At 63.5% G+C, this 6,282-nt stretch carries 3 protein-coding genes; 1 reads left to right on the forward strand and 2 read right to left on the reverse strand.

The window, feature by feature from the left end:
• Positions 1–58: 58 nt before the first annotated feature.
• Positions 59–3,502, reverse strand: a complete 3,444-nt coding sequence (locus DSM107133_RS20070; protein WP_114294620.1) for a YhaN family protein — start codon at positions 3,500–3,502, stop codon at positions 59–61.
• A complete protein-coding gene (locus tag DSM107133_RS20075; protein WP_114294792.1) occupies positions 3,502–4,737 on the reverse strand; it encodes a DNA repair exonuclease in 1,236 nt (411 codons plus the stop codon). The genes DSM107133_RS20070 and DSM107133_RS20075 overlap by 1 nt, the downstream gene beginning before the upstream one ends.
• 304 nt (positions 4,738–5,041) lie before the next feature.
• On the opposite strand from DSM107133_RS20075, the gene purU reads away from it, so the two are divergent.
• The gene (gene purU, locus DSM107133_RS20080) at positions 5,042–5,926 is read left to right on the forward strand and encodes a formyltetrahydrofolate deformylase (protein WP_114294621.1); all 885 of its coding nucleotides are present in this window, start codon (positions 5,042–5,044) and stop codon (positions 5,924–5,926) included.
• The last annotated feature ends 356 nt before the right edge of the window (positions 5,927–6,282 follow it).

Genomic DNA, 6,282 nt, shown 5'->3' on the forward strand with positions numbered 1-6,282 from the left:
AGCGTGCTGGCCATTCTCTGTCGATCCTTGACGTTCAGGCTGATGTCATCAGCTCGGCCTATGGGTTGATCCCTACGGGTCCGATGGTGTGGATCGTCGGCGGCGTGGCGCAAACCTTTTGCGCGATGTCGACCACATGGCGGTGGTGCGTCAGGTAAATTGCCTGCCCGCTGCGCCCGATCTGCTCCATCACCCGGCAGGCGGCGGCGGTGCGCTCTTCGTCGAAGGTCTCGAAAATATCATCGCACAGGAACGGCAGGCACACGCCCTGCCCCACCAGTTGTTGATAGGCCGCCGCCCGCAAGGCCAGATACAGCTGGAACCGCGTGCCTTTCGACAAGTCCTGCGCCTGTTTCGCGGTGCCCGCAGCGTCGATGGCCAGCAGCGTTTCGGCCCCGTTCGCCCCCTGTTGCGTGCCCAGCCTGGCATAGGCCCCGCCGGTCAGCGTGCAAAACGCGGTTTCGGTCGCCTGCATCATGCCGCTGCGGTGGCTGTCGCGATAGCGGCGCAGCGCCTCTTCGGCCAGCCGCTGTCCCATGCGCAGTTCCAGATAGGACAGCGCACAATCTTCCATCTGCAATTCCAGCGTGGCGCGGCGTTCGCTAAGCCGGGCAATATCCGTGTCGCCGGTGATCGCGTTCAGCGCCGATTGCGCGTTGGCGCGGGTTTCAATGGCGGTTTCCAGACGGGCGGTCAGACTGTCACATTCTGTCTCTAACGTAGCGGTTTCGGCCTCAAGGTCGACACTGGTGCTGTCGGCCAGCAGGCTGCGCGCGTCGTCCAGCGTCGTGGCCGACAGCACAAGACACGCTTCGTCCTCCAGCGCGCCCATCCGCTTGCGCGCAGCGATAACGGCGGCCCCCTCGGTGACCGCGCGGCGCAATGCGCCAAGCGTCGCGGTGTCGACATGGGACGGAAAGACATCGGCCCAAACCGCGACCTTGCGGGCTATGTCGGCGCGGGTTGTTTCGGCACGGGCCAACGCCTGCTGCGCCTGTTCCAGTTTCGTGCGCAGGGTGCTGTGCAGGGTCTGCGCGGTACTGGCGTCATTGGCCTGTTTGCGCAGCGCGTCAAAAATCGCATTCGGATCGTCACCGGCAATCCCGTGTTGCCGCGCCAGCCCCGGCATGACCGCACGAAACTGCGTTTGGTCCTGCTCCAGCTTGCCGATCCGTTCGGCCATGCCGGCGCGTTTGTCCGCCAGCGCGGCAAGGTCGCGCAGTGGTTGAAACGATGCCTCCAGCACCTCGGGTGTCACCCGCCCCTGCAAGGCGTCAGCCACCGCAGCATGCCAGACCTGCGCACGGGCGTCTTTTTGCGCGGTGAAAGCCTGCAATCTGTCGGCGCGTTCTTTCAAATCCGCCGCACAACCATCGCGCATGGCCACAGCCTGCACACGCGCCTCGACCATGCTGCGATCCTGCGCCGCGCGGCGGCGGGCCGCGTCGATCAGGCTGGCAAAGTCGGGCGCGTCCAGATCAACCATCGGCGTCAGCTCGGCGCGCAGCCGTGCAGCCTTGTCCAGCGTTGACCGGTGCGCCTCTTCGCAGCGTTCCAGATTTTGCAACGCCGCTTTGGCGCCGGCATGCGCCGCGACCCACAGGGCCAGATCAAAGGGTGTCATCGGGTTCACCACCCCCGCCCCCCGCGCGGCCTGTGCCGCCTGACCTGCCAGATCGTCCAGTGTTTGCTGGCACCGTTCGGCCTGTGCCTGTGCCTGCGTTGCGCGCGTTTCGGCCTTGGTCAGCGCCTGTTCCGCCAGCCGCAGATCCGCCAGCGCGCGGGCGTGGGCCAGACGCGTATCGGATGCGCTGTCAACCTGCGCCATGGCTTGCGCGAACCGGTCTGCCGTTGTTTCGGACAGCGTCGCGCGGTGGGCGTCCCACAGCGCATCGCGGGCGGCGCGTTTGCTGTGCGCATCGGCGTCGCTGATCTGCCCCACCTGCGCGGTGCTTCGTGCGATCTGCGCCGTCAGTTCCTCTTCAAGGGATTGATGTTCCTGCATTTTTTCCAACGCCTGCGCCCTGTCGCGCGTGGCTTCGGCGTGCTGGTCCGCCAGTATCTGCGCCTCTTGTGGCGACAGCGGACAGGGCGGCAGGGCATCGAAATCCTGCCCTTTGAACTGCAACCCGTCCAAGGCCACGCGCAGGGCCGCGGCGGCGCTGTCAACCGCGGCGCGGGCGGTGGCATATGCGCCTTGCAGGCTGTCGGCACCATAGCGTTCCAACAGCGCGCCAATGCCGCTGTCTTGCGCGGCGGCGTGATCTTTCAACGCAGTTTCGGCATCGTTCAGCCGCCTCTGCAACGCGGCAACCTCGCGGGCTTCGGCATCTGCCGCCTGCGCCGCCGTGCGGGCCGCATCGCGCGCTGCTTCCAGCCGTTGTATCTGCACCGGAGTCAGCACCAGCACCGCCGGGTCGCCCGTGGCTTCCAGCACACGCGCGGTGTCGGCCATCGCCTGTTCCAGCCCCGTCAGATCGCCACGGCGGCGCGGCAAATCGCGTTCGGCGGTGATATAACGGCTGCGCAGATCGTCCAGATCGCCAAGGGTCTGCGCCAGATCCTGTTGATCGGGGTGCAGGGTCACTGCGGCAATATCCGTCTCTAATTCAGCAATTTCGCGGCCAAGCCGCCCGATGTCGCTTTCGGCCTTGCCGTCTTCGGTCAACAGGTCAACCAGCGCCTCGGCGGTGATGTCCAGCTGCGGCGGATAGTCGGATTTGTCGGCAATCTGCGCGGCCAGCCTGTCATATTCCATCACCAGCGGCAGCGCGGTCCGGCGGGCCGCCACATGTGCCAGTGCACGTGCCTGCGCATCGCGTGCGTCGCGCAAATCGCGCTCGGTTTGCTCTGCCTGCGCCAGATCGGTTTTCAACCGCGCAAAAGCACTGGCCGACACGTCGCCGGCGCGGATCGCTGCCGTAACCTCGGCCAGTTCCTTTTTCAGTTCCGCCATTTGCGTCTTGCCGGACTTCTTGCGGTACAGCGCATCGGCCTGCGCCCCCGCCTGATCCAGAACCGCCCCCAGATCGCCCAGACCGGCCGCCGCCGAAAACAGCAACCGCCCGATGTCGCCCTTGCTGCTGGCAATCGCCTCGCCGCCCTTTTCGATGGTGTCGTCATCCAGACACAGCAAGGTGCGGTAATCGTCCAGCGCCAGCCCGCCCAGATGCGCCGACACCGCCGCCTCGGGCAGGGTTGCGCCGTTGGCATCGGTCAACGCGCCCTTGCGTCCGCTCATGCGGATCAGTTCGCGCGGCGCGCCGTCAACCTCGATGATGCCCGACACCTGAAGGCTTTTGCGTTGGTGTTGAAAGTCATAGCTCTCGCGCAGCGGAAACCCGTACAACAGACGCAGCACTGCTTCCATGGTGGTGGTTTTGCCGGCCTCGTTTGGTCCATAGATCACATGGAAATCGGGCGCGTCCCGGGGCGTGCCAAAATCATAGCTTTGGCCGGTAAAATGGCCGAAGTAATCCAAAGACAAATGGCGCAGACGCATCAGCTGTCGGCCCCTTTCATCCGCGCAATCATCTGTGCCGCCCCCGAGGCCGCCAGTTGCTGCGCGCGCGCGGCGGCGGCCTCTGGCGTCGGGGCAAGGTCGGTGCGCCGCGCGGCGGGCAATTCGGCCAGCATAGTGTCGAATTCAGCCTGTAGTGCCGCCATCATTCCCGGCTCGGCCAGCATGTCGTGCATCATCTGCGCCAGCGTATCGGTGGCCGAGGCTTCGGCGGGCGTGTGGGTGTCGGAAATGTCGAACCGCAGCTTTTCCAGCCACAAAACGCCGGTGTCCTGCGCCATCTGCTCCAGCGTTTCCTGCCAGATGTCGCGGTCGCGCAGCAATTGCCAGTGCAGCGGTGTCGCGCCCGTCAAGGTCAGCCGCAGGATTGCATCAACCGTTTGGCCCGCCGCCAGTTCCGCCAGCGCGGCGCGCAGATGGCTGCGCAGGGTGTCTGCATGGTCCTGGCCCGACACATCCATTTCGTGATGCAGGAATGTAATCGCGGATGTCGGCACCTCACGGACCGCGATCGCGCCGTTTTCAATGGTCAGCAGGCTGGCGGATTTCGCACCGGCCTCGCCCATGTCGCGGCCTTGCGGAATGCCGGGCATCACGATCCACGGTGCCTGCCCGTGCACCTGCCGTTTGTGCACATGCCCCAGCGCCCAGTAATCAAACCCCATGCCCGCCAGCTCGGCCACCGTACAGGGCGCGTAGGGATCATGCCCGACCGCCCCCACCAGCGAGGTGTGCAGCATCGCGATGTTCACCGCGCCCGCCACAGGTGCCGGAAACTTGCCCAGCAGACTGTCGGGGGCGTGGCGGCCCGAAAAACTGACACCGTGAATCCACACATCGGTGCCGTCCAGCTGCACCATGCCACCGCGCCCGTCGAAGACATGGACATTGTCCGGCAGGCTGAGCGCACCGGTAATCGGGTTTTCGGCGTCGTGGTTGCCCTTGATATAAAACACCGCAATGCCCGCGCTGTGCAGCCGGTCCAGCTGTGCGGTCAGAAAGGCGGCTGTCTTGGCGCTGCGTTCGGCTCCGTCAAACAGATCGCCCGCAACCAGCAACGCCTGCACCTGTTCGGCCAGGGCCGTGTCGATGATGCGGGCAAAGGCGGTGCGGGTCGCGGTCTGCACCCTGTCGCGCAAGGCCGGATCGCGCAACGCCAGCGAATGCAGCGGCGAATCCAGATGGCAGTCGGCGGTGTGCAATATGCGCAGAGTCATGCGGCGGGCACCGACCGGATGGCGCAACCGCGCGGCGCAAGGCAATGGTATGGCATGGCGGCATCCTGTTCTGCGCCGCTCAGCCTAGACAGCTTGTTACGGATTTTCAACGCGGCAGTTGCAGTCGGCCCCTGCCCTGCCCCGAATCCGGATTGATGTGTCAAAATCTGCATCCTGTGTCGTTTTTCTGTCGCCTCGCGCCGTTGTGCATCCTTGCCCAGAGGCGATGTTGGCGCATAGGTGTCGGGACGGGTGCCGACCAAACTTCAACTTCTTTAGCATCCACAGTTTAGGATATCTGACGATGACAAAATATTGCCTGAACGTTAGCTGCGCGTCGCGCCGTGGTATTGTGTCTGCGATCTCGGGCTTTCTGGCCGACAACGGGTGCAACATTCTGGACAGTGCGCAGTTTGACGACATGAACACCGGTATGTTCTTTATGCGTATCGGCTTTACGTCCGAACAGGATGCAACCCTGGAAACGCTGACCGAGGCGTTCGGTCCGGTCGCCGAAGGTCTGGACCTGACCTGGTCGTTCCATGACGAAATGGTCAAGATGAAGGCCGTTATCATGGTCAGCCGGTTTGGCCACTGCCTGAACGACCTGCTGTACCGCTGGCGCATCGGCGCGCTGCCGATCGACATCGTCGCGGTGATTTCGAACCACACCGACTATCAAAAGGTTGTGGTCAATCACGATATCCCCTTCCACCACATCAAGGTGACGCCGGAAAACAAACCGCAAGCCGAGGCGCGGATCATGGAAGTGGTCGAAGACGTTGACGCCGATCTGATCGTGCTGGCGCGCTACATGCAGATCCTCAGCGATCAGATGTGCAAGAAAATGTCGGGACGGATCATCAACATCCACCACTCGTTCCTGCCGTCCTTCAAGGGGGCCAACCCCTACAAGCAAGCGTTCGAGCGCGGCGTGAAACTGATCGGGGCCACTGCCCACTATGTCACCGCAGATCTGGACGAAGGCCCGATTATCGAACAGGACACCGTGCGCGTGACCCACGCCCAGAACGGTACCGATTATGTATCGTTGGGCCGTGACGTCGAAGCGCAGGTTCTGGCCCGTGCGATCCACGCACATGCCAACCGACGCGTGTTCCTGAACGGCAACAAGACCATCGTCTTCCCGCCGTCGCCCGGTGCCTATAGCAGCGACCGCATGGGCTGACCCTTTGATACTGGTGCTGGCCGGACCGGCCGGCACCACCCTTTCAGTTGATCCGGGACCGTTCGGCCCGTTTCGACCCTAAATTTCTCCAAAACAGTCTCTAATCCGCGCCAATGACCCATCTGGCGCGAATCGCCGACGCCGGTTTGCGATGCCCGCGATGGTTGAAATTGCCCGTTTGCGCGCATTTCCCCCGCTCAAGACCCCACAACCTGTTCTTTTCTTGTGTCACAGGGGCAGTTACGCACAAGATATCCACAAATCTCTTGCCAGAATCCCGAAGCTGCTGCATTCATATACGCCAAGAGGCATATAACACGCAAAAAACCGTAACAAACGGTGGCGAGTGAGGGAAA

Origin of the sequence: Pseudosulfitobacter sp. DSM 107133 (genome assembly GCF_022788695.1) — a bacterium.
Classification (GTDB): Bacteria; Pseudomonadota; Alphaproteobacteria; order Rhodobacterales; family Rhodobacteraceae; genus Pseudosulfitobacter.

Bases quoted from the DNA above. Each gene is read 5' to 3' on its own strand.
- purU (WP_114294621.1), top strand. From the start codon at position 5,042: ATGACAAAATATTGCCTGAACGTTAGCTGCGCGTCGCGCCGTGGTATT.
- DSM107133_RS20075 (WP_114294792.1), bottom strand. From the start codon at position 4,737: ATGACTCTGCGCATATTGCACACCGCCGACTGCCATCTGGATTCGCCG.
- DSM107133_RS20070 (WP_114294620.1), bottom strand. From the start codon at position 3,502: ATGCGTCTGCGCCATTTGTCTTTGGATTACTTCGGCCATTTTACCGGC.